This window comes from Streptomyces sp. NPDC006335 (assembly GCF_040612795.1).
Classification (GTDB): Bacteria; Actinomycetota; Actinomycetes; order Streptomycetales; family Streptomycetaceae; genus Streptomyces.
The window spans coordinates 39,738-62,763 of record NZ_JBEXQX010000022.1 but is presented as its reverse complement, the minus strand read 5'-3'; the positions used below and the strand labels follow the sequence as shown (position 1 = coordinate 62,763).

16 protein-coding genes, 1 tRNA gene, 1 other RNA gene and 1 pseudogene are annotated in these 23,026 nt (G+C 73.9%); 6 read left to right on the top strand and 13 right to left on the bottom strand.

From position 1 onward, the window contains the following. Nucleotides 1-269 precede the first annotated feature (269 nt). From ABZ098_RS38910 to ffs, 4 genes are all read right to left on the bottom strand, one after another. A complete protein-coding gene (locus tag ABZ098_RS38910; protein ID WP_356598695.1) occupies nt 270-2,981 on the bottom strand; it encodes a hypothetical protein in 2,712 nt (903 codons plus the stop codon). 359 nt (nt 2,982-3,340) lie between these two features. Next, nucleotides 3,341-4,594 carry a phosphoribosylamine--glycine ligase gene (gene purD, locus ABZ098_RS38905; protein ID WP_356598693.1) on the bottom strand — a complete coding sequence of 418 codons (1,254 nt, stop codon included), beginning with the start codon at nt 4,592-4,594 and terminating at the stop codon, nt 3,341-3,343. Between the two features lie 106 nt (nt 4,595-4,700). Beyond that, nucleotides 4,701-7,169, bottom strand: coding sequence for a DNA polymerase III subunit gamma and tau (locus ABZ098_RS38900; protein ID WP_356598691.1), 2,469 nt, complete (start codon nt 7,167-7,169; stop codon nt 4,701-4,703). Between the two features lie 78 nt (nt 7,170-7,247). Next, nucleotides 7,248-7,346: signal recognition particle sRNA small type (gene ffs / locus ABZ098_RS38895), an RNA gene on the bottom strand. 72 nt (nt 7,347-7,418) lie between these two features. Here ffs and ABZ098_RS38890 point away from each other — a divergent pair. Further along, nucleotides 7,419-7,506, top strand: a tRNA-Ser gene (locus ABZ098_RS38890). 77 nt (nt 7,507-7,583) lie between these two features. Here ABZ098_RS38890 and ABZ098_RS38885 read toward each other — a convergent pair. Continuing rightward, nucleotides 7,584-8,633: a helix-turn-helix transcriptional regulator gene (locus ABZ098_RS38885; RefSeq protein WP_356598690.1), complete on the bottom strand. Its 1,050-nt coding sequence runs from the start codon at nt 8,631-8,633 to the stop codon at nt 7,584-7,586. 120 nt (nt 8,634-8,753) lie between these two features. On the opposite strand from ABZ098_RS38885, the gene ABZ098_RS38880 reads away from it, so the two are divergent. Beyond that, on the top strand, nt 8,754-9,176 hold the full coding sequence (locus tag ABZ098_RS38880) for a hypothetical protein (protein WP_356598688.1): 423 nt from the start codon (nt 8,754-8,756) through the stop codon (nt 9,174-9,176). 33 nt (nt 9,177-9,209) lie between these two features. Here the strand turns inward: ABZ098_RS38880 and ABZ098_RS38875 are convergent, their stop codons facing one another. After that, a complete protein-coding gene (locus ABZ098_RS38875) occupies nt 9,210-9,989 on the bottom strand; it encodes an SDR family oxidoreductase (RefSeq protein WP_356598686.1) in 780 nt (259 codons plus the stop codon). Nucleotides 9,990-10,020: 31 nt separating this feature from the next. Here ABZ098_RS38875 and ABZ098_RS38870 point away from each other — a divergent pair, with 31 nt between their 5' ends. Then, on the top strand, nt 10,021-10,863 hold the full coding sequence (locus ABZ098_RS38870) for a DUF72 domain-containing protein (protein WP_356598684.1): 843 nt from the start codon (nt 10,021-10,023) through the stop codon (nt 10,861-10,863). Here ABZ098_RS38870 and ABZ098_RS38865 read toward each other — a convergent pair. From ABZ098_RS38865 to ABZ098_RS38845, 5 genes and pseudogenes are all read right to left on the bottom strand, one after another. After that, a complete protein-coding gene (locus ABZ098_RS38865; RefSeq protein WP_356598682.1) occupies nt 10,829-12,823 on the bottom strand; it encodes a copper resistance protein CopC in 1,995 nt (664 codons plus the stop codon). The genes ABZ098_RS38870 and ABZ098_RS38865 overlap by 35 nt on opposite strands. Nucleotides 12,824-12,946: 123 nt before the next feature. Then, a pseudogene (locus ABZ098_RS38860) lies at nt 12,947-13,714 on the bottom strand (SDR family NAD(P)-dependent oxidoreductase). Beyond that, on the bottom strand, nt 13,711-14,178 hold the full coding sequence (locus ABZ098_RS38855; RefSeq protein ID WP_356598680.1) for a cupin domain-containing protein: 468 nt from the start codon (nt 14,176-14,178) through the stop codon (nt 13,711-13,713). The pseudogene ABZ098_RS38860 and the gene ABZ098_RS38855 overlap by 4 nt, the downstream one beginning before the upstream one ends. Continuing rightward, entirely contained in the window at nt 14,168-14,779 is a 612-nt protein-coding gene (locus tag ABZ098_RS38850) for a GNAT family N-acetyltransferase (RefSeq protein ID WP_356598678.1), read from the bottom strand. Before ABZ098_RS38850 ends, ABZ098_RS38855 begins: the two co-directional genes overlap by 11 nt. A gap of 8 nt (nt 14,780-14,787) precedes the next feature. Next, nucleotides 14,788-17,127: a penicillin acylase family protein gene (locus ABZ098_RS38845; RefSeq protein ID WP_356598676.1), complete on the bottom strand. Its 2,340-nt coding sequence runs from the start codon at nt 17,125-17,127 to the stop codon at nt 14,788-14,790. 76 nt (nt 17,128-17,203) lie between these two features. On the opposite strand from ABZ098_RS38845, the gene ABZ098_RS38840 reads away from it, so the two are divergent. From ABZ098_RS38840 to ABZ098_RS38830, 3 genes are all read left to right on the top strand, one after another. Next, nucleotides 17,204-17,941, top strand: coding sequence for a siderophore-interacting protein (locus ABZ098_RS38840; protein WP_356598674.1), 738 nt, complete (start codon nt 17,204-17,206; stop codon nt 17,939-17,941). 33 nt (nt 17,942-17,974) lie between these two features. Then, nucleotides 17,975-18,571, top strand: a complete 597-nt coding sequence (locus ABZ098_RS38835) for an HhH-GPD-type base excision DNA repair protein (RefSeq protein ID WP_356598672.1) — start codon at nt 17,975-17,977, stop codon at nt 18,569-18,571. 93 nt (nt 18,572-18,664) lie between these two features. Further along, nucleotides 18,665-19,315, top strand: coding sequence for an HdeD family acid-resistance protein (locus tag ABZ098_RS38830; protein ID WP_356598670.1), 651 nt, complete (start codon nt 18,665-18,667; stop codon nt 19,313-19,315). Nucleotides 19,316-19,525: 210 nt separating this feature from the next. Here ABZ098_RS38830 and pcaB read toward each other — a convergent pair whose 3' ends face one another. Both pcaB and ABZ098_RS38820 read right to left on the bottom strand, forming a co-directional pair. Next, nucleotides 19,526-20,923, bottom strand: a complete 1,398-nt coding sequence (gene pcaB, locus ABZ098_RS38825) for a 3-carboxy-cis,cis-muconate cycloisomerase (RefSeq protein ID WP_356598668.1) — start codon at nt 20,921-20,923, stop codon at nt 19,526-19,528. Continuing rightward, nucleotides 20,920-22,899 (bottom strand): FAD/NAD(P)-binding protein, encoded by a 1,980-nt coding sequence (locus ABZ098_RS38820; RefSeq protein WP_356598666.1) that lies wholly within the window; start codon nt 22,897-22,899, stop codon nt 20,920-20,922. The genes pcaB and ABZ098_RS38820 overlap by 4 nt, the downstream gene beginning before the upstream one ends. Nucleotides 22,900-23,026 lie beyond the last annotated feature (127 nt).

Genomic DNA, 23,026 nt, shown 5'->3' with positions numbered 1-23,026 from the left:
GCCCCCGTCGTTCGTCCTGTTCGGTGCGGTGGTGCCGTGATGTGGTGATGCGTGGTGCGGTGGTGGTGCGGTGGTGACGGTTCAGTCGTGATGGTGCGTGGTGCTGTGGGGCGTGCGGTCGCGCGTGGGGTGCGCGTGTGTCGTGCGCCTGTCCTATGGCGAAGGACCTTGCCATGTGCGCGTTCGGTCCCAGCACATCACATTCCGCACTCAGGCTGTCACTATTCGTTGTGAATTGGCCGAAAGTGGAAGCGGATATTCCGTCTCTGTCAGACGAGGCGGACCGGCTTCTCGGGGCGTATCCCCGACTTGACCAGCCACGCGCGCAGAGGGGCCGGGTCGCCGTCCTCCACGAGGCTCAGGACGCGAGGGGCGAGGTCCGCGGCGCGTTCGCCGTTGATCAGGAGGGACGGACCGTCGAGCCAGTCCAGGCCCGGGGTGGCGCCGGCGGTGTCGATCGCCGCGCAGCAGACCATCGCGGTGACGTGGTCGGTGAGGAGCTCGCGGGCGCTGCGCGGGGGCTGGAGCGGGAAGAGGGGGAGAGCGGTGTCGTCCCAGGGGGTGGCGTCGGGCGCGGTGCGGGAGTGGGGGGCGGCGGCTTCCTCGCGGGCCAGCTCGGCGGTGAGCGCCGCGGCGAGGGCTTCGGCTTCGCCTCCGGTTTCGGCTGCGTCGTGGTTGTGGGGGTCGCAGTCGTCGCTGTCGTGGCCGGCGTGGCTTTCGTCGTGGGGTGCGGCGGGGGGGCCTTGAGGGGCCGGGGCGTTCCGCGCGGCCACGCCGGCGTCCACGTCCACGCTGTCGCCGTCGAGTGCGGCGGGCGGGCCTTGAGGGGCCGGGGCGTTCTGCACGGCCGCGCCGGCGTCCACGTCCGCGGGGGCCGGGTTGTTGTGGTCTGCGGTCTTGGCGTCGGCTGGGGGCGCCGGTAGGGGGGCGGTGGGGGCTGCGTTGTGCGGGGGCGGGACTGTGTCGGGGGCGGCGGGTGCCTGCGGCGGGCTGGGTACGTGCTGTTCCGCGTCGCGGTCGGCCGCACTGGTCGGTGCGTGATCCGTCACCGTGTCGTCGGGAGGCGGAGGCGGTACGAGGTCCGCGGCGGCGGAGGCTCGAGTGTGCGGGCTGGTGGGTGTCGGGTGGGCGGGCTGGTCTGTTGCCGTTGCCGTTGCCGTTGCCGTTGCCGTTGCCGTCGACGGTGGCGGTGGCGGTGGCGGTGACGTCAGGTCGGCGGATCCGGCTACCGCTGTGGACTGCGTATCCGGGCCGGCAGGTCGCTGGGCGGGGGCGGGCTGGGGCCCTGAGTCGGCGTCGGCAGACGCTGCCACGGCTGTGGGCTGGGTAGCCGCACCGGCAGGCCCGTCGACGGCCCCGGACTGTGACACCGCCTCGGCGGACCCGGCCACCTCCGTGGGGCGTGACCTCGGGTCGGCACGCCCGTCGGCGGCCGCGGACTGTGGCCCCGGGTCGGCAGAGGCTGCCACCGCCGTGGACTGCGGAACCGCACCGGCAGGCCCGTCGGCGGCCGTGGGCTCCGAAGCCGAACCGACGGGTCGGCCCGCGGCCGCGGGCTGCGACGCCGCATCGGCATGCTCGGCGCCCGCCGAGGGCCCTGGCGTCGGGGCGGCAGGCCCATCAGGGGTGGTGGCCTGTGCGACGGGGGCCATGGACTCCCCCGCGGCAGTGGGCTGTGCGGTGGTGCTCGTCGGCTGGGGGGTGGACAGGTGGGCCAGGACTCGGGAGAGGGTGGGGGCGTCGGATTCCGGTGCGGTGGCTTGTGGGGTGCGGCGGACGCCCTGCGCGTCGAGGACTCGGTGGAGGCGGGCCGCGTCCAGGCGCCACTTCCGGTCCACGACCTCTTCCGGGTACTCCTGCCAGTCCACCGGGGACCAGTCCGGCCCGGTCTCCGCGGGGCCGCCGTGGAAGAGGCGGGCCGCGAGCAGGGAGGCGGCCTCGTCGATCGCACCGGGCTCTTCGAGCAGGTCACAGGCGGGGCGCTCCCCCAGCCGGGAGGCGAAGCCCTCGGCGAGACGGTCCCGGCGCGACAACTCGGTGAGGGCGGCCACCACTCCCGCGTCCAGACGGGAGGGCCAGCGGCCCATCCGCCAGGCGGGAAGCGCGACCCGGGTGAGGAGGCGGTCCCAGCCCGCGTACGCCAGGCCCACCTGTTCCTGCGCGACGATCCGCAGGCCGTAATCCACAGCCTGTGCACGCTCGGCGGCCGCGGCGGCGACCCCGCGCTCCATCTGGGTGGCGTGCTCCCGGCAGCTCCGCAGGAGCAGGCGGGCCACCCAGGCGACGCCCGCGCACATCACGCGGGTGAGCGGACAGCGGCCGGGGACGGAGCCGACGGCCACCGCCGCGTCCAGACCCCGTACGAAACGCCGGGCCGCCGCTATGTCGGGGTGGGCCGAGGGGCCCGTACCGGCGACGACGGGGGCGAGGACCGCGCGCAGTTCGCCGACGCGCATCCACCACAGGAACGGCGAGCCGATGACCAGCACCGGTGCGGCCGGTACACCGCGGTGGGAGCCGCGGACGCCCGCGATCTCGTCCTCCCGGCCCTCCTGCGGGGGTGGACCGTGCGCAGGGTGGGTGCGGTCCTCCAGCCAACTGTCGCAGTCCGGGGTGAGCGCTATGGCGGAAGGGGCGGGGACGTCCAGCCGGTCGGCGAGGTCGCGCACCATGCGGTACAGGTCGGGCGCGGACTCCTCGGCGATCGCGACGGTCGGACTCACGGCGGGCCGGGCACGGGCGACGACCAGGGCGACGGCCCCGGCGGCGAGCAGCACCACGACCCCGAGCACGCTCATCACCAGCCGGGCGCTGTCCCAGAACCCGCCCATGAGATGGCCGGTGGAACCTCCGGCGAGCAGCACCACGGCCACCGCCGCGGGCAGCAGCGCCACGGCCAGCGCGCGGCTGCGGATCCGCAGCACGGCGAGGGCCCGGGAGCGCGCGGCCTGCGCGCCCGCCTCCACACCGATACCGGTCATGACCGGACCTCACCCCCTCGCTGCCGTCCTGAATGCCGGGCTGTCCTGGCGTTGCTCACTCCCCCACTGTGGCACCCACCACTGACATCGCAATGCCGGTGGGCCAAGTGCCGGACCGCTTGCGCGGCACCCTAGTTGGGCCCCGGGCCCCCGTCAGCCGTATGCGGGCCCGGTCACTCGATGGAATGGCTTTGGGGAAAGGTGGATGACGTACAGCGAAGATCAGGCCCCGGATCCTTAGACGGATCCGGGGCCTGTCGGGTTGTTCGGGGGCGGTGGTTTCGCCCCGGTTCTCGGATTCCCGGGTTCTGGGTTTCTCAGGCTTCCGCGCTTCCAGGCTTCACGGGCTTCCGGGCTTCTCAGGCTCCGGACGCCGCCTTCGCCGCGATGTCCGTCCGGTGCTGGGAGCCGTCGAGTCGGATACGGCCGACGGCCCGGTACGCGCGCTCGCGGGCCTCGGTGAGGTCCTTGCCGGACGCCGTGACCGACAGGACGCGGCCGCCGGCGCTGACGACGGCGTCACCGTCCCGCCGGGTGCCGGCGTGCAGGACGTACGCGTGCGGGGCGTCCTGCGCGGCCACCTCGTCGAGGCCGGTGATCGGGTCGCCGGTGCGGGGGGTGGCCGGATAGTTGTGCGAGGCGACGACCACGGTGACCGCGGCGTCCTCGCTCCAGCGCAGGGGCGGCAGGTCCTCGAGGTTGCCGCTCGCGGCGGCGAGCAGGACACCGGCCAGCGGGGTCTTGAGGCGGGCCAGGACGACCTGGGTCTCGGGGTCGCCGAAACGGGCGTTGAACTCGATGACCCGTACACCGCGGGACGTGATCGCGAGACCGGCGTACAGCAGGCCGGAGAAGGGGGTGCCCCGGCGCCGCATCTCGTCGACGGTCGGCTGCAGGACCGTCTGCATGACCTCGTCCACCAGCTTCGGGTCGGCCCAGGGCAGCGGGGAGTACGCGCCCATGCCGCCGGTGTTCGGGCCCTCGTCGCCGTCGAGGGCCCGCTTGAAGTCCTGGGCGGGCTGGAGCGGCAGGACGGTGTCGCCGTCGGTGATGGCGAAGAGGGAGACCTCGGGGCCGTCGAGGAACTCCTCGATGACGACCCGCTCGCAGGCGTTCGCGTGGGCCGTCGCGGTCTCGATGTCGCTGGTCACGACGACACCCTTGCCCGCGGCCAGACCGTCGTCCTTGACGACGTACGGGGCGCCGAAGGCGTCGAGGGCCTCGGCGACCTCCTCGGGGGTCGTGCAGACGTAGGAGCGGGCAGTGGGTACCCCGGCCGCGGCCATGACGTCCTTGGCGAAGGCCTTCGAGCCCTCGAGCTGCGCGGCCTCCCCGGACGGGCCGAAGACGGGAATGCCCACCTCGCGCACGGCGTCGGCGACTCCCGCGACGAGCGGGGCCTCCGGGCCTACGACGACCAGGTCGACGCCGAGTCGCTGCGCGAGCGTGGCCACCGCCTCGCCGTCGAGGGCGTCGACGGGGTGCAGCTCGGCGACCTCGGCGATGCCGGCGTTGCCGGGTGCGCAGTGCAGCGCGCTGACGTCGGGGTCGAGGGACAGGGAGCGGCACAGGGCGTGTTCGCGGGCGCCGTTACCGATGACGAGGACCTTCACGGGGGTCAGCCTAACGGGGTTTTTGTGCGGGGTTCCTAAGGGGTGGAGGGAGCGGAGTCGTAGGTTCCTCCAAGGTGAGGCGCCTTGCTCGCCCCTCGGCGGCCCTCTACTCGTTCGTGATCTCCTCCACGACGGTCGCCCCGAGCTCCCTGACGATCAGTTCGCGGCCCGAGAGGGCCGACTCGTTGAGGTCGGGGTCGTCGTCCTCGGGGATGTCGTCCTCGATGGAGACGGGCGGGGGCTCCGGCGCGGACCGCTGCGGGGCCGGGGCCGGTGCGGGCGCAGGGGTCGGCGCGGGCCGGTCGGTCGGAGCGTGCGTCGGCTGGGGGGACGGCGGGGCCTGGGGGGCGGGGGCGCCGTAGCCTCCGGTGCCGTAGCCTCCCGTGTTTCCGGTGCCGTAGCCGCCGGCGTTGCCGCCTCCGCCGTAACCACCACCACCGCCGCCACCGCCACCGCCGCCGTTGAAGCCGCCGGACGCCGGGGGGGCCGCGCCGCCGCCCGACGGGTCGACCACGGCCTCGATCTTCCACTGGACGCTGAACTGCTCGGAGAGCGCCTGGCGCAGCACCTCCTCGCTGCCGCTGCTCACGAAGTTGTCGCGGGCGCCGGCGTTGACGAAGCCGAGTTGGAGGGTGGTGCCGTCGAAGCCGGCCACCTGGGCGTTCTGGCTGAGCAGGATCCAGGTGAAGCGGCGGCGGTTCTTGACCGCCTCAAGGATGTTGGGCCAGAGCTGACGGGGATCGAGGCCGCCGGTCGGCGGGGCGTAGGCGGCCGGGCCGGGCGCGGAGGCCGCGGGGGCGGGCTGGGCCGGTGCCGGGGCGGCCGTGGGCCGGTGCGCCGCGGGGGCCTGGGGCTGCCCCCCGCCCGCCGGGGTCGCGGTGGGCCAGCCACCAGGCCGTCGGCCACCGCCGGCGGGGGCGGCGGTGGGCCAGGCGCCGGGGGACGAGGCCGGGGCCGCGACCGCGGCGGAGGGCTGCTGGTGGGACTGGCCGGGGTGGTCGGAGGGGGATGGGCTGGAGGCCGAGCCGCCGACCTGAGCGGCGGCCGGGCTCGCGCCCGAGGGCGGACCGGCGGGGGCGATCGAGGCGGGGACGGTCGGGGCGGGGGGCGCCGAGTCGGCCGTAGCGCCGGGGAATCCGCCGGGGGCACCTGCTCCACCGGGGACGCCACCGCCCTGCACGCCGCTGCCCGGGGCGTCGGAGGGCCCTGGGCCGCCGGTGCTGCCCGCGCCCGCGGCCCGGACCGCAGCTCGGGCCGCGGCCGGACCGCCGCCGGGCGGCACCGCGGCCGAGGCCGGGATGCCGCCCGGGGACGGCAGGGCGGCCGTCGAGGGGCCGGGGACGGCTCCCGCTCCCCCGTGCGCCTCCGGCCCCGGCACGTACCCCATCGCGGGGGCGCCGCCACCGGCCGAGAAGTTCACGCCCCGCTCGATGCGGTCGAGGCGGGCCATCACCGAGCGCTCGTCGCCGTACGCCGCGGGGAGCAGCACGCGCGCGCAGATGAGTTCGAGCTGGAGGCGGGGCGAGTTGGCGCCGCGCATCTCCGTCAGACCTGCGTTGACCAGGTCGGCGGCGCGGCTGAGCTCGGCCGCGCCGAAGGTGCCGGCCTGGGCCTGCATGCGCTCGATGACGTCGGCGGGGGCGTCGATGAGCCCCTTCTCGGCGGCGTCGGGAACGGCGGCGAGGATGACCAGATCCCGGAGCCGCTCCAGCAGGTCGGCGACGAAACGGCGCGGGTCGTTGCCACCCTCGATGATCCGGTCGACGACCTCGAAGGCGGCGGCACCGTCACCGGTGGCGAAGGCCTCGACGACGGAGTCGAGGAGGGAGCCGTCGGTGTAGCCGAGGAGGGAGATGGCCATGGCGTATGTCACACCCTCCTCCCGCGCTCCGGCGAGGAGCTGGTCCATGACGGACATGGAGTCACGCACGGAGCCCTGCCCCGCCCGCACGACGAGCGGTAGCACCCCGTCCTCGACGGGGATGTTCTCCTTGCCGCACACCTCGCCCAGGTACTCCCGCAGGGTGCCGGGCGGTACGAGCCGGAAGGGGTAGTGGTGGGTCCGCGACCGGATCGTCCCGATGACCTTCTCGGGCTCGGTGGTGGCGAAGATGAATTTGAGGTGCTCCGGGGGCTCCTCGACCACCTTCAGCAGCGCGTTGAACCCGGCCGACGTGACCATGTGGGCCTCGTCGATGATGTAGATCTTGTACCGGCTGCTCGCCGGTCCGAAGAAGGCCTTCTCCCGCAGCTCACGGGCGTCGTCCACACCACCGTGGGACGCCGCGTCGATCTCGATGACGTCGATGGAGCCCGGGCCGTTCCTGGCCAGGTCCTGGCAGGACTGGCACTCGCCGCAGGGGGTGGGTGTGGGCCCCTGTGCGCAGTTCAGGCACCTGGCGAGGATGCGCGCGCTGGTCGTCTTGCCACATCCGCGCGGACCGCTGAACAGGTACGCGTGATTGACCCGGTTGTTCCGCAGCGCCTGCTGCAGCGGGTCGGTGACATGCTCCTGCCCAATGACCTCGGCGAATGACTCCGGGCGATAGCGGCGGTACAGCGCGAGAGACGACACGCATACGAGGTTATAGGCGCCCACTGACAACCCGACCCGCGCGGACACTCCTCCCGGGAACACCCGGGAACACCCGGTAACGCGAACGCCCCCCACGCACCCGCCAGAGCCGACCTACCCTTGCTGCCTTCCGGCCCTGGGGGAGTTCAGTCAGATAGCGCCGCGTGAGGGGCTGCCCAAACAGTACCCGATGGCAGCGGGTGGGAACGAGTTCGCGAGCACTCCTCAACGTCTTGTATTGTTTGCCGCGGAGGATTCGCCTAGAGGCCTAGGGCGCACGCTTGGAAAGCGTGTTGGGGGCAACCCCTCACGAGTTCGAATCTCGTATCCTCCGCCAGTGCCTCACCGGGCACGATGTCGAAGGGCCCCACCGCGAGGTGGGGCCCTTCGACGTTTTTCTCGGGCCTCGATCGTTCACGCCCCCAGCGCCCGTGCCAGCAGCATCACGCGGTTGTTCGTCGAGGTCTTGGTGAAGATCGACTTGAGGTGGTCCTGGACGGTGTGTTCGGAGAGGGACATGCGGTGGGCCACCGTGTGGCTGTCGCCGCCCTTGGCCAGGTGGTCGAGGACGTCGGCCTCGCGGGGGCTCAGGGCGAAGGATCTGGCGAACAGGGCGAGCCGTTCCGCCGGGGTGGTCTCCTCCAGGGTGACGGCGATGCTGTGTCGGCGGTCCGAGGGCAGCACGCCTCCGATGCGCGCGGCGCTCAGGGTGAGCCACAGGCCGTCCCCGAGGTGGAGCCGGGAGCGGGGCGGGTGGGTGTCGACGCCCTCCTCGACGGCCAGCAGCTGGGCGGCGACGTCGTACACGCACGCGTGCACCGCCGGGCGGCCGGGACCGGGCGGCACCAGTCGGCTCAGACAGGCCGACGTGGCCGGGGTCTGGGCGAGCACCCGCAGGTCGGGGTCGAGCAGCAGGGCCAGCGGGCTCGGCAGCCGCGCGTGGGGCGGCCGTACGACGAAGGTCTCCGCCTGGCGGCGACGCAGCGCCCTGGTCACCGGGGTGGTCAGGCGGGCCAGGCAGGCGGCCTCGGCGGCGCTGAAGGGGCGGTCGCGGCGGTACAGGTCGAGGTGGCCCCAGCAGCCGAAGCGGTCCTTGAAGACCAGCGAGGCGATGTCCCGGACGCCGTGGTCGCGCAGCACCTCGCGCCACAGGCGGCTGCCGGCCGGATCGGGGAGCCGGCTCAGCAGGGCCACGCCGTCCAGGGTCGTCCAGCGGTTGGCCGCGGTCAGGTATCTGAGGCGGGTCGTCCTCGGCAGTTCCGGCGGCCACGGCGCGTCGGCGACCGGGGAGCAGCCCACCGCGGTCTCGGGGTCGGTCAGGAGGAAGCCGTAGGCGTCGAAGCCGATGGCGGTCCGCAGCTCGCCGAGGAGCCGTTCGCGCAGGGTCCGGGAGTCGCCGCCCGCCTCGCAGAGACGGACGATCCGCTCGTGCGACCGCGCGTACGGCACGACAGGGACGGCCATGATTCGAGCGTACGTCGCGATTCCCCACATTTCTGGGATGGGCCGTGCTCCGTACCAGGTCAAGCATGGAAGCGTCAGAAGACGTCGGAAGGCAACTGAGGAGCCACCGAGGAGCCACCGATGAGAAAGACGTCGAGATTCCCTGTCGTCCTGGCCGCCGCCGCGCTCGCCGCCGCGGCCGGCCTCGCCACCGCCGCCCCGGCCGGGGCCCAGACCGCCCAGGTCCTCCAGGTGACCCAGACGAGCACGGTGTACGCGTGGATCGACGGTTGGGGCGGTGGCACGGTCACCAGCAGCCCCGCCGGGATCAGTTGCCATACGACGGCCTGGGACCCGTACAGCTCCGAGGAGCCCCCAGCGAACTCGACCGGCCCGTGCTCCGCGAGCTTCCCGGTCGGCACCACCGTCACCTTCACCGCCACGCCCGACCCGGGTTCCGGCGTCAACGGCGGACCCGATCCGGCCTCCCTGACCGTGCGGTCCGGCTACAACGCCGTGTGGGCCATGTTCTGCCCGACGGACGGTCTCTGCTCCGCCGGGTGACCCACCAGTCCGGGGGCCCTGCGGCGAGTTCGGTCAGTGCACCGACAATCCCCCGTCCACGAAGATCGACTGCCCCGTGACGTAGGCCGAGGCGCCGCTCGCCAGGAAGACCGCGGCGCCCGCGAAGTCGTCGGGGAGGCCGTTGCGGCCGGTCATCGTGCGGGCAGCCAGGGATGCCACGCGGGCCGGGTCGTCGGCGAGGCGGGCGTTGAGGGGGGTCAGGACGAAGCCGGGGACGAGGGTGTTGCAGGTGACACCGTGCGGGGACCAGGCCTCGGCCTGGGAGCGGGCCAGGGACTCCAGGCCGCCCTTGGAGACGCCGTAGGCGCCGCTCTGCACGAAGGCCCGGTGGGCCTGCTGGGACGTGATGTGGATGATCCGGCCGAAGCCGCGCCGGGCCATGCCGGGGCCAAAGCGCCGGCCCAGGAGGTAGGGGGCCTCCAGGTTGACCGCCATGGTGGTGTCCCACACGTCGTCGGTGAGCTCGTTCATCGGTGGACGCAGGTTGATCCCCGCGGAGTTGACCAGGATGTCCGGCTCGCCGAACAGGGCGGCGGCCGCCTCCGCCGCCGTACGGACACCCTCCCTCGTGCTCAGGTCGCCGCTCACCCAGGCCGCCCGGCAGCCTTCGGAGGTCAAATCGGCGACTGTGGCTGCCAGTTCCGACTCCCGGCGGGCCACGATCACCACGCTCGCCCCCGCTCGCGCCAACGCCCCCGCGATCGCCCTGCCGATGCCCGAGCTCCCGCCGGTCACCAACGCCACCCGGCCGTCCAGCGAGAAGAGTTCGGAGAGATACGCCTGGGAAGTCATGCCCGCACCCTAAGTCGGTACCCGGGCTCCCATGACCCGCATTCTCGTCGGCACTTGCTCCTGGACCGATCCCGCGCTCGTCCGCAGCGGCTGGTACCCGCCGGGGCGGCGGGACGCCGAGGGGCGGTTGCGGTACTACGCCGAGCGGTTCCCGGTGGTGGAGGTGGACGGCACGTTCTACGCCCTGCCCAGTGAGCGCAACAGCCTTCTGTGGGTGGAGCGCACGCCCGCCTCCTTCGTGTTCGACGTGAAGGCGTACGCGTCGCTCACCGGGCATCCGGCGAAGCAACCCGCCCTCGCCGACGTCCCGTTGGACGAGGTGTGGGCGCGGTTCGCCGCCGGGATCGAGCCGTTGCGCCAGGCCGGGCGGCTCGGCGGGGTGCTGTTCCAGTTCCCGCCCTGGCTGCGACCGGGGGCGCGGGCGGAGCGGTTCCTGGAGGAGACCGCGGAACGGACCGCCGGCTGGCCCGTCCACCTGGAGTTCCGGCATCCGTCCTGGTGGGAGGAGGGGCAGCAGGACCTCACCTGCGCGTTGCTCGCCAAGTACGACTTCGCCGCCGTGGCCGTGGACATGCGCCAGGGGCTGCCCGCCTCCCTGCCGCCGGTCACCCCCGTCACCTCGCCCCGGCTGTCCGTCGTGCGCTTCCACGGGCGCAGCTCCTCCTGGGGCCGCGGCAGCAAGGAGGAGCGCTTCCGGTACGACTACACGCGCGCCGAACTCGCCGAGTGGGTACCGCGGTTGCACTCACTGGCCGAGCGGTCCGACGAGCTCCACGTGCTGTTCAACAACTGCTGTGCGGCAGCCGCCGTGCATGCCGCCGAGACCATGGCCGATCTGCTCAGCCCACGATCCGCACCGTCTTCGTCACGCTGATCTGGTCGACGTCGGAGACCCTGATCGTCGCCTTCATCCGCCAGTCGCCGGCGAGGGGCAGGGTGAGGTCGTTGGTGCCCCAGTAACCGCCCTTGTTCGTCAGCCGGGCGTCGATGGGGCCGATGTCCTTGGCCGGGAGGGTGAAGGACAGCCGGAGTTCGGGCACGGTGGCGAGGCCTCCGTCGGCCGCGTAGACGATGGCCTGGACCGAGTTGTCGCCGGTGCGGCCCGGGTCGAGGGTGACCTGCACCTTGCCGGTGGCGCCGCCCACCGAGAAGGGGACGGTGGTCAGGGACGCTGCGGGCAGTCCGCCCGTGGCCGGGCCCGCCTCGGCCGCCTCGGCCTGCGCCCGCCCGGGCAGGGTGCCGCTCAGCACGGTGCTCAGCACCAGGACCACGACCCCGACGGCCACTTCGGCGAGGACGGAACGGCGCAGACCGTGCCGGTAGGCCGGTGCGGCCGGTCCCGGGGTGACGGGCGTCGAGGTGGCAGGCGCTGGGGCGTCAGGCCCCGAGGTGGCAGACGCTGGGGCGTCAGGCGCCGAGGTGGCAGGCGCCGGTTCGGACGCCGACGCCGGGCCGCCCACCCGCTCGGGCAGCTTCTCCCGCACGACCGTCTCCGCCTGCGCCAGGGCCTGCGCCTGCGTCCGCGCCTGCGTCTCGTCGGAGGCCGACGCCGGGCCGCCCACCCGCTCGGGAACCTTCTCCGGCACGACCGCCCCAGGCCCAGACCCAGCCGCAGCTCCCGCCTCCGCCTCCGCCTGCGCCTGCGCCTGCGCCTGCGACTCCGACGCGACCGTCACCAACCGTCCCGTCCACCGCCGTGACAGCCTCGCCGCCGCCAGCAGCAGCGTCACCGCGAGCAGTTTGAGGACGAGCAGGTGGCCGTACGTGGTGCCGGTGACCGCGTCCCAGGAGCCGAGGCCTCGCCAGGACTGGTAGACGCCGGTGCCGACGAGGACGGTCACGGAGGCGAAGGCCAGCCGGGAGAAACGGGCGACGACGGCGGCCGGGAGCCGTGCCGGGGCCCGGTGCAGCGTCAGGAGCAGGGCCGCGAGACCGCCCAGCCAGACCGCCATCGCCAGCACGTGCAGCACCGCGGACGTCATCGCCACCGGCACCTGGATCCCGGCGGACGCGTGCTCGGCGGCGGCCCAGGTCAGCGCGAGACCCACGGCGAGCGCGCCGCCCGCCGCCTGCCACGCGCGGGGCAGCCTCGACTCGCCGAGCCGCAGCAGTCGTACGACGAAGAAGTACGCGATGAGGAGCAGTGCCAGGCGGACCAGGAGGGCCTCGCCGGGGCGGGTGGTCAGGGTGCGTTCGAAGGCCTTCGCCGAGAACGCGGCCGACGGGCCCGCCCCCGACTCGTACGGTGCCCGCAGCACCAGCAGGAACACGGTCGAGCCGAGCAGGGTGCCCCAGCCCGCCCACAGCAGGCGGCCCAGCCGGGACGGCTCCGGGGGACGGCAGGCGGCGAGGAAGACGGCGGTGCCGATGAGCAGGGCGGCGGCGAGGTAGGCCAGGTAGCGGCCCATGTTGAAGAGGCTCTCGGTGGCCGGGTCCTCGGTCGGGCCGGTGTCCGCGACCACGATGGCCGGGGAGGGTTTGCCGACGGAGAAGGTGAAGGCGCCGGAGACCGGGTGGCTGTCGGCCGAGACCACCCGCCAGGCCACCGTGTAGGTGCCCTGGGCGAGCTTGGCGGGCAGGGTGACCCGGGCGGTTTCCGAGCCGCCCGGTCCGTGCCCGGCGTCTGTGACCTTCAGGCGCTTGCCGTCCGGGTCGAGCACCCGGAAGGAGTCGTCGAGCAGGCCGACGGACTCGGTGAAGGTCAGGGTGATGTCGCGGGGGGCGGACTTGAGGACGGTGCCGTCCTCGGGGTCGGTGGACCGGAGGGCCGCGTGGGCCGACGCCGCTCCCGCACCGCCGAAGAGGAGCAGGACCAGCACGGTGCCCAGCAGCACCAGCCCTTGAAGTCCTCGCCTTCGCCGGCCTGTGCTGCTGCGCGCACGCTCACACCTCACGTCACTACTCCGTACCTGGGCTCGCGGTCTTCCCGATAGGTACGGACGCGAACCCCGCAGCGCTCACCAGGTCGGCCGGGCGGAGACCGCCGTCCACCACCAGGTCGTGCCCGGTGATCCAGGACGCGAGCGGCGAGGCGAGAAACACGCACGCGTCGGCCACGTCCTCGGGCCGCCCGAGCCTGCCCAGGGGCGCCTTCCGCAGCCACCGCTCCACCCCCTCCGGCCATGCCTGCGCCAGCCCCTCCCGGTCGATCAGCCCGGGCGAGACCGTGTTCACACGGATGCCGCGCGGACCGTACTCCAGGGCCGCCGCCCGCGCGTGCGCCACGATCGCGGCCTTGGAGACGGAGTAGTGGGCGTGCTCGGGGGCGGGGTTGCGGGCCTCGACGGACGCGATGTGGGTGACGGACCCGCCCGGGTCCATGACCTCGGCCGCCGCCTGCGTGCACGCGAAGACGCTGGTGAGGTTGGTGTCCACGACGGCCCGCCACCGCGCCGCTCTCATCCCCGGCAGGGGCTGGGTGGGCTGCACGCCCGCGTTGTCGACCAGCGCGGTCAGCCCGCCGCCCCACGCGGCGGCCTCCCGGACCAGCCGCCGGCACGCGTCCTCGTCCCGCAGATCCGCCTCCACTACGACGGCCCGGGCCCGAGTCCTCGATACGGGACGCCGCTTCACGGGCCGCCGCCACCGCCGTACGGCTGGGGGTGCCCCCTCTGAGGGAGGAGGGCGACCGACGCGCCCTGCTCGGCGAACCGCAGCGCGATCCCCCGCCCGATGCCGCCGCCCGCGCCGGTGACCAGGGCGACCTGTCCTTCCAGGAGTCTCATGGGCGGCACAGTCCCGCGATCCGCGCGGCCTCGGACGGGTAACGCGCCGTCAGCTCGGCCGCGTCACCGTGCTCGTAGTCCTCGTAGGTGAAGCCGGGTGCCATCGTGCAGCCGAAGAAGGTCCACGCGCCGCGGGTGCGGGCCCCCATCCAGGTGCCCGCGGGCACGGTGAGCTGGGGGTGCTGGCCGTCGCGTATGTCCGGGCCCAGGACGGCCGTGTCCGTCGTGCCGTCCGGGGCGAGGAGCAGGAGGTCCAGGGGGTCGCCGAGGTAGTGGTGCCAGATCTCGTCGCTGGGCAGGCGGTGCAGGGCGGAGTAGTCGTCCGAGGTGAGGAGGGCGACGATCGCCGTGCCGTGCGGTCTTCCGTCGGCGCGTTCCTCGCCCGCCCAGGTCTGCCGGAACAGTCCGCCCTCGCGGGGGATGGGTTCCAGGCCGTAGTGGGCGACGAGGTCGTCAGGCGTCACCCGGGAAGGCTACCTCCCGTGTCAGGAAAGCGAGTTGGGCGTGCTTCTCGGGCAGATGCACGTCCGGCAGGTCGATCTCCGGCAGCACGACCGTGTCTCCGGCCACGAAACCCTGCTTCAGGAAGCGGGCGATGGCCTTCTCGTTGCGCACGTCGGGGTCGACCACGACCCGCTTCCTGTCCAGGCCCAGCAGCACGTACGAGGCCACGGCGGACAGCAGCGCCTTCGACCAGCCGGGCCGGTCGCCGTCCGGGCCGGGGGGCGGGAGCAGCAGGTGGATGCCGATGTCACCGGGCTGCACGGGGTAGCACTCGCTGACGCGGTCGGCCTCCGGCTCGTAGGTCTGCAGGAGCCCGGCCGGTTCGCCGTCCTTCTCCAGCAGATAGGCGTGGTGGGTGTCGAGGGTGTCCAGGTGGGCGTAGATCTCGGCCACCTGCTGTCGCGTGAGGCCGTTCATGCCCCAGAACGCGGCGCGTTCCTCGCGCACCCAGGCGTGCACGGTCGCGGCGTCGCCGTACGGGTCCAGGCGCAGGACGCGGACGGTGCCGAAGCCGTCCACCGTCTGGGTGTGGACCGCTTCACGGGTGGGGGTGTCGGACATCGGGCTCCTCAGTCTTCCTTCGTCAGGTGCTGCCAGTCGGTGACGACCGGGACGAGATCTCCCGCCAGCCACAGGGGGAGTTGGTCGCGGTGATGGGGCGAGTCGGGCAGGCCGGAGGCGCCCAGCGGGACCACCCAGAGGCTGTCCTCGCGGCGGGCCAGGTCCCAGACGTAACGGGCGGCCGGGCCCCGCGCGGCCAGGTCGGTGAGTCCGGGCACCGCGGAGGTGCACAGGACGCAGTCGTGGTCGCCGGAGAGGGCGGGGGCGTCCCGGTCGTCCTCGGGGAGCGCCTGCCAGGGGGCGAGGCGGTGGGTGTCGCCCCAGGTGCCCCGAGGCGGCTCGGCGGCCACGTCCTCCACGGCGTCCCGCACGATCCCGGCCCGGTCGATGCCGTACAACTCCTCGGCGCGCAGGAGGTGTTCGAGCGCGAAGGCGACCCGGGGAAGAAGGCCGAGCCATGGGAGGAGGACGTCGGGGTAGGCGGGCGGGTCGGCCAGGGCCGCGAACGCGGGGTGGGCGGCGAGCCGTCGTACGACCGCGCTGCGTACGGCGGCGTACAGGGCGGCCTCCGTGCTGCTCGCGGTCATGCGGCGATCCCAGCGGAGGATCGTTTCCCTCGCGGCCGTGGCCGCGGGGCTCAGACCCTCCAGGGCCTCCAGGTGGTCCAACAGGGGCTGCGCCGAGGCCAGATGGGTGTCCATGTGGATCCGGGGCATGTCGGCGGCCGACCACCGCTCCTTCTCCCGGAGCAGGGCGGTGATGCGGTCCGCACGGTGCGGCGGGGCGAACTCCACGCCGAGTGGGGTGGCGGGACCCCGCTGGTTGGCCATCACGGCGACGCCGTCGGTGAGCCCGGCGCGGGGGGTGTCGTGCCGGCCCTGCCACTCGTGACCGGGCTCCCACGCGGGCACGGGCCGGAGCCGGTTGGCCTCCGCGCGCACCGGCACGGTTCCGGCGACCCGGTGCAGCAGACCGCCCTCGGTGTCGGCGGCCTGGACGACGTTCACGGGCTCGGCCCACAGGTCGAAGGCACGGTCCACGTCGGCGGTACGGCGGGCGCGGAGGAGAGGGAGCAGGGCGCTGAAGCCGAGGTCCTCGGTGACGCGGGGCGGGTAGCGGAGGGAGAGGGCGAGGGGGGTGGCAGTGGATGCCGGTGCGGGAGCGGGGGTGGGGGTGGAGCCGGGCCTGGACGCGTCCGTGGCCGGGGTCTCCTCCAGGCCGGGCCGGAAGGCGTCCGAGGCCTCGGGCCCCTCCAGGCCGGGCCGGAAGACGCCGGAGGCCAGGGGCTCCTCCAGGCCAGGCCGGAAGACGCCGGAGGCCAGAGGCTCCTCCAGGCCAGGCCGGAAGGCGTCCGAGGCCAGAGGCTCCTCCAGGCCGGGCCGGGAGGCGTCCGAGGCCGGGGGCTCCTCCAGCACTCCTCCCCCCTCCAGTCCTTCCGGGCCGCCCGCCACCACCGGGCCCCGTTCCGTCTCGATCACCTCGATCTCGACCGGGTCCTCGCCCGCCACCTCGACGGTCTCGGTGTGACGGGCGGCGCGGTGCCAGGCGCCGTCCGGGCCGAGGGCCTCGACGCCGGCCCCCGTGCGGCGCAGCCGCTCCCGGTAGAGGTCCTGGTAGTCGGCCATGGCGTTGGTGATGGACCAGGCGACCGTGCCGGTGTGGCCGAAGTGGGCGATGCCGGGGACGCCCGGTACGGCGAGACCGACGACGTCGAACTCGGGACAGGCCAGCCGGATCTGCTGGTAGACGCCAGGATCCTCGATGAAGCGGTGAGGGTCGCCCGCGAGGACGGCGTGCCCGGTGGTGGTGCGGGCGCCGGCGACCAGCCAGCCGTTGCTGCCGGAGGTGCCCGGGCCGTCGGCGGCGAAGAGACCGACCGCGTCCGGGCCCAGGTGCCGTATCGCCTCGTCCCGCCAGAGCTTGGCCGGGAAGCCGGCGAAGAGGATGTGCGTGGCGAGCCAGACGCCGAGCGGTGTCCAGGGCTCCCAGCGCCCGGGGGCGAGGCCGACGCGGGCGAACTCGGGTGCCTCGGTGGCAGGCAGCTCCTCGTTGACTCCGTCGACGTACGCCCGGACCCACTCGGCCGTCTCCGGGTCCTGTCTCTCCAGCGCGGCGAAACAGCGTCTCGCGGTGTCGGCCAGGCGTGCCCGTCTCGCGAGGGTGTCCCAGGAGAGGGCCCCGGCGCCGAGGAAGGCGGCCGAGGTGCCCTGCGCGCGGTGCCGTTCGACCTCCAGCTGCCAGGCGCGGTCGCGGGCGGTGACCCGGCCCTGGGCGCGGGCGAGTTCACGCGCGCTGCCCGCGCGGAGGTGGGGAATCCCCCAGGCGTCGCGGTGGATCTCGATACTCACCCTCGAACCCGCTTCCCTTAAGTTAGGCTTACCTAAGTATCTTGGTGGGGGAATCGTACGCGAAGGGTGAAAGACCATGGGGCAGGGGCACGGCTGGGAGGGAGCGGTCCTCCGACTGCTGCGGGCGAAGGACTTCGTGTTCACCGTGACCGGCGCCGAGGACGTCACCGACGCGTACCGGCGGGTGCATCTCACCGACGGCGGGATGCTGGCGGCCACCGGAGTCCATCCGACGATGTGGGTGCGCCTGTGGTTCTCCGCCGCGGGCAAGCCGCACCAGCGCGCCTACACCCTGGTCGACCCGGACCCCGAGAAGGGCACCTTCACCCTGGAGTTCGCGCTCCACGACGGCGTCGCCAGCGACTGGGCCCGCACCGCGAAGCCCGGCGACACCGTCGAGGCCACCGTCCACGGCACCGGGTTCGACCGTCCCGACCCCGAGCCCACGCACGTCTTCGCCTTCGGCGACCCGGCCTCCCTGCCCGCCCTCAACTCCCTCCTCGACGCCCTGGACTCGTCCCCCGCGACCGTCTGGTTCGAGGGCGGCGACGAGGGCCTCCCCTTCCGCACCGACCCGTCCCGCCACGAGGTCCGCCGGGTCCTGCGCCTGGACTCCGGGGCGCACCTGGTCGCCCAGGTGAAGGCGGACCTGCCCGGCCTGCTGAAGAGCCACCCGGACGCGTACGTCTGGATCGCCTGCGACACGACGACGACCCGGACCCTGGCGTCGTACGTCCGCAAGGAGCTCGGCGTGCCGAAGCAGCGGGTGCACGCGCTCGGCTACTGGCGGGACCAGCCCGCCGGCTCCCGGTAGAGGCGCGCTGCCGACGGGGGCATGATCGGGGACATGGACGTCACCCTTCACCTCGCCCAGGACCCCGAGGCCGACGAGCTCCTCGGCCGCTCCCCGCTCGCCGCGCTGGTCGGGATGCTGCTGGACCAGCAGGTCCCGATGGAGTGGGCGTTCAAGGGCCCCCGGACCATCGCGGACCGCCTCGGCGCGAGCGACCTCGACGCGCACGACATCGCCGCGCAGGACCCGGAGGCGTTCGTCGCGCTGCTCTCCGAGAAGCCGGCCGTGCACCGCTACCCGGGCTCGATGGCCAAGCGCATCCAGCAGCTGTGCCAGTACCTCGTCGAGCATTACGACGGTGAGGCCGAGCTGGTCTGGAAGGGCGTGGACGACGGCCGCGAGCTGCTGCGCCGGCTGGAGGAGCTGCCGGGGTTCGGGAAGCAGAAGGCGCAGATCTTCCTGGCGCTGCTGGGCAAGCAGCTCGGTGTCCGGCCCAAGGGCTGGCGGGAGGCCGCGGGCGCCTACGGCGAACCGGAGTCCTTCCGGTCCGTCGCCGACATCACCGGTCCCGAGTCGCTGACGAAGGTCCGCGCGCACAAGCAGGAGATGAAGGCGGCGGCCAAGGCGGCCAAGGCGACCAGGAAGTCATAGTCCGCCGGGAGGTCCTGCTCAGCCGGGAGGTCCTGGTCAGCCAGGTGGCCCGCCCGGGTGGCCGCGCCGTGCACGGCGGTCCCAGCATGGACCATGACCGAGTTCGACGACCGCTTCGACGACCGCCGGGTCCACGCGGGCCACCCGCCGGGCACCTCCCCGCACGCGCCCGAACCGCCGCTCGAGGGCCCCCTGCACACCCTCGCCCACGCGGCCTGGCAGGCCGTCCTGCTCACCGGTGCCGCCTCCCTGGTCCTCGGCGTCCTGGTCCTGGTGTGGCCCGGCGCCTCCCTGCTCGCGGCCGGTGTCCTCTTCGGCGTCTACCTCCTGATCAGCGGTGTCTTCCAGCTGGTCGCGGCCTTCGGCACGCACAGGACCACCGCCCTGCGCGTCCTCGCCTTCATCAGCGGCACCCTGTCGATCCTGCTGGGCCTGTTCTGTCTGCGCGGCCCGATGCGGTCGATCCTGCTGCTCGCGCTGTGGATCGGCATCGGCTGGCTGATCCGCGGCATCACCCAGACCCTGGCCGCCGCCTCCGACCGTTCGATGCCGGCCCGCGGCTGGCACCTCTCCCTCGGGGTGCTCACCTTCGTCGCCGGGATCGTGCTGATCGACTCCCCCTTCGAGTCGGTCGCCGTCCTCACCCTGGTCGGCGGCATCTGGCTGGTCGTCGTCGGGGCCGTCGAGATCATCACGGCCCTCAACATCCGCGCCCGAGCCCGCCAGGTACCCCACACGGTGTGACCCGGCCACAGCCGCCCCTGCCGACACAGACGCCCGACGCACCCGGACGCGAGGCCCGGGGGTGGTGCGGCCGAGGGTGGCCGGGTGGAGGCTGTGGCCTGCGGGGCGGGGCACGTGGTCGGGGATTCGGTGCCGGCAGCGCTGTACGCCGGTGGTGGCACCGCCCCGAACCCGGCCGCCCCGATGAGGCGGGGGGTGGGGTGTGTGGGGTCAGTGCCGCAGCGCACGGTCCACCAGGGCGGCGGCTCCGGTGTAACCGGCCGGGTCGCACAGCTCGGCTAGCTCGTCCGTGGCCGCGGCCGGCCATCCCGGCAGAGCGGGGAGCACCTCGGCCAGCGGGCGGCCACTACGGCCCGCCACCCGCGCGGCCTCGGTCATCAGCTTCCTGGCCCCGGCCTTGCCGAGCAGCGGGGCGAGGTACGCGGCCACCCGCTCGGTGACGACCTGACTGGCCGTCATGTCCAGGTTGGCCCGCATCCGTTCGGGCCTGACCCGCAGCCCCTCGGCGAGCTCCACCGCGGTGTGGGCCGCGCCGCCGGCCAGCCGCATGCACTCGCGCAGCAGCTGCCACTCCGCGTGCCAGGCGCCGGCGGACCGCTCGTCCTCCGACACCAGGCACTGGGTGAGCGCGGCGGCCAGGGCGGGCACCTGCAGGGCCGCACCGCGCACCAGGGTGGCGAGCACCGGGTTGCGCTTGTGCGGCATGGCGGAGGAACTGCCGCGGCCGTCCGCGCCGGGCTCCGCGACCTCGCCCACCTCGGTGCGGGCCAGCGACAGCACATCGACGGCGATCTTGCCGAGAGCACCGGCCGTGAAGGCCAGCGCGGACGCCAGATCGGCGATCGGCGTGCGCAGGGCGTGCCAGGGCAGCACGGGCCGGGCAAGTCCGGTCTCGGCGGCGTACGCCTCGACCAGGCGATCCAGGTACACGCCCGGTTCGGGCCGCCGGCCGTCGTCGCCGACGGCCGCGTACTCCAGATAGCCGGCCAGCGTGCCGGCCGCCCCGCCGAGCGACACCGGCAGCCCGCCCTCGTGGACGAGGGCCAGCCGCGCCTCGGCGTCCAGGACCAGCTGCCGCCAGCCCGCCGCCTTCAGCCCGAACGTCGTCGGCACGGCGTGCAGGGCGAGCGTGCGGCTGACGGCGAGCGTGTCCCGGTGCCGCTCGGCGAGCTCGGCCAGCGCCCGCGCGGTGCGCACGAGGTCGGCGCGGATGATGCCGAGCACCCGCCGGGCGACCAGCATGGTGGCGGTGTCCAGGACGTCCTGACTGGTGGAGCCCCGGTGCACGTACTCGGCGGCCTGCGCGTCCTGTTCGGCCACCACCGCGGTGAACGCCTTGACCAGGCCGACCACCGGGTTGGCGGTCTCCCGGGCGGCCAGCGCCAGCCCCCGCAGGTCCAGCCGGCCGGCGTCGGCCGCCCGTGTGATGGTCTCGGCGGCCTCCTTCGGCAGCGTGCCGAGCGAGGCCTGCGCCCGGGCCAGGGCGGCCTCGGCGTCCAGCATGGCCTGCAGCCAGGCCCCGTCGCCGGTGGCCGCCTCGACGGGTGTGCCGGCCCTGACCGGCGACAGCAGCCCGGCGTCCGTGAGGTCGTCGGGGGAGGAGGTCACACGATCACCCCGGACAGCTCGCTGTCGGCGTCCACCGGGCGCACGCCGACGGGCACATGTGCCACCGGCGGCAGCGCCAGCACCGAGCGGGCGATCGCGTCGGAGTCCCCGAGGGTCACCGAGTCGACGCCGGGCCGGATGCCGGCCGCCGTCACCCAGTGCACCGACTCCGTGGGCACGCCGTAGGCGAAGCGCCGCGGGTGGGCGCGGCCGCGGCCGTCGAGCAGCCGGTAGGGACGCTCGGTGACCGCCAGCCCGCCGGTCTCGTAGGCGGAACCGCCGGCGCCCGCGATCCGGTACGGCGTCGCCTGGTCGGTGTCGAGCAGGTGCTGCAGCAGCGGGTCGCCGGTGCGGCGCAGGTCCGGCTCGGGCAGCCGGGCCTCGATGAGCGCGGTCGCCCGCACCGGCTCGCCCGGCACCGCGGTGGACGTCGCGACGTACACCTGGGCCGTGGTGTCGATGCGGACCTGCGTGCCCGGCCCGGTCAGCGTCAGCACGCCCGCCTCGATCAGCGCGATCATCTCCTCGATACGGGAGGACGGCGGGCCGATGGACAAGAACGCGTTGAGCGGCGTGTACCAGCCCTCCAGGTCGTCGCGGTGCGAGTTGCCCTCGAGGCCGCCGTGGTCGACCGCGAGGCGGACCTCGTTGCGCAGGTCGCGCAGCACGTCCAGGGCGGCCTTGAGCGGACCGCTGACATTGCCCTTGCGGGACTCCTCGACATCCCGCCGCAGATGGGCGAGCAGCCAGCCGGTGAACTCCTCCCGGTCGGCGAACTCCCGCTCGCCGTACGGCCGCGACAGGCGCTCCCAGTCCCAGCGCTCCTCGGCCGGGATGCCGTACGCGTCGAGGAGGGCGGCAGGATCGGCGGCCGGATCCAGCGCGAGCAGCCGTGCGGTGAACTCCTCCCGGCGTGCGCCGTCGCCGCGCTCGCTCAGCAGCGCGCCGTAGTAGACGCTCTCCACCTCGCGGGAGATCAGCGGCCACAGGTCCTCGCCGAAGTTGACCGGCCGGCCGGTCGCGGAGCGCTCCTTCAGCGTCGCGATGTACTCGGCGGTCAGCAGGCGGGGGAAGTAGCGGCCGGTGGCGCCCTTCTCGTTCTCGCCGCGCGCGTGGTACGGGACGCCGCGCCGGGAGAAGGCGTACAGCCGCGGCTCGTTGCCCGAGGGGCGGTAGACGAGCCCGCCGCCCGGTGTGCGCTCGAAGCGGCCGCCGCGGCCCAGCGTGAACAGGGCCATGTGGTCGAAGAAGTTCAGGCCGAGCCCGCGCAGCAGCACGTTCTGTCCCGGCCGGATGCCGGTCAGGTCCAGGTCGGCCGGGTTGGCCGGGGTGATGTAGGTGAGGTGGTGGATGCGCGCCAGGCTCGCGGTGCGCGCCTCGCGCGCCGACAGCCGGGCCGGGACATGGCCCTGGGCCATCACGACGGCGTCCAGTTCGTTGAGCCGGGTGCCGTCCTCCAGGCGGATCCCCTGCGGGCCGCCGGGCACGCCGTGCGTGTCGGCCGCGGCGACCGCACGCGAGCGGTGCACCCGGACCTCGACATGGGCGGGAGCGGACCGCACGATGTGCTCGAAGCAGTCCTGGAGGTAGCGGCCGTAGAAGGCGCGGGTGGGATAGGAGTCGGGCCCCAGGCGCCGGGCCTCGGCGAGGACGCTCTCCTCGACCTCGGCGGGGTCGCCGAGCAGGGCCAGGCCCTGCGCCCACTCGTACAGGCTCGGGCCGGGCTCCACCGGGCCGTCGATCTCGGCGCTGTCGTCGGTGAAGACGGTGATCTGCGAAGCCACCGTGTTCATCAGCAGATGCTGCGACTGCCCGGTGCGCCACACCGTTCCGGCGCCGGGCGCCGAGGGGTCGACGACGTGGACCGTGACCGCGCCGTGCGAGGGGGTGCGGCGCTCGTTGGCCAGCAGCCGTTCCAGCACCGACAGCCCGCGAGGGCCGGCACCAATGATGCAGACCTCGAGGGTGCTGCTCATGCGGATACTCCGTTTCTGGGCGAGGGCGACCGGCGGCCGGAGCGGCGACCGGCCACCTGCCGCGGACGAGAGGGGTGAGGGGCACCGGGGCCCGGGTACTGACGGCGGCGTGCGGGCCGAAGGACGT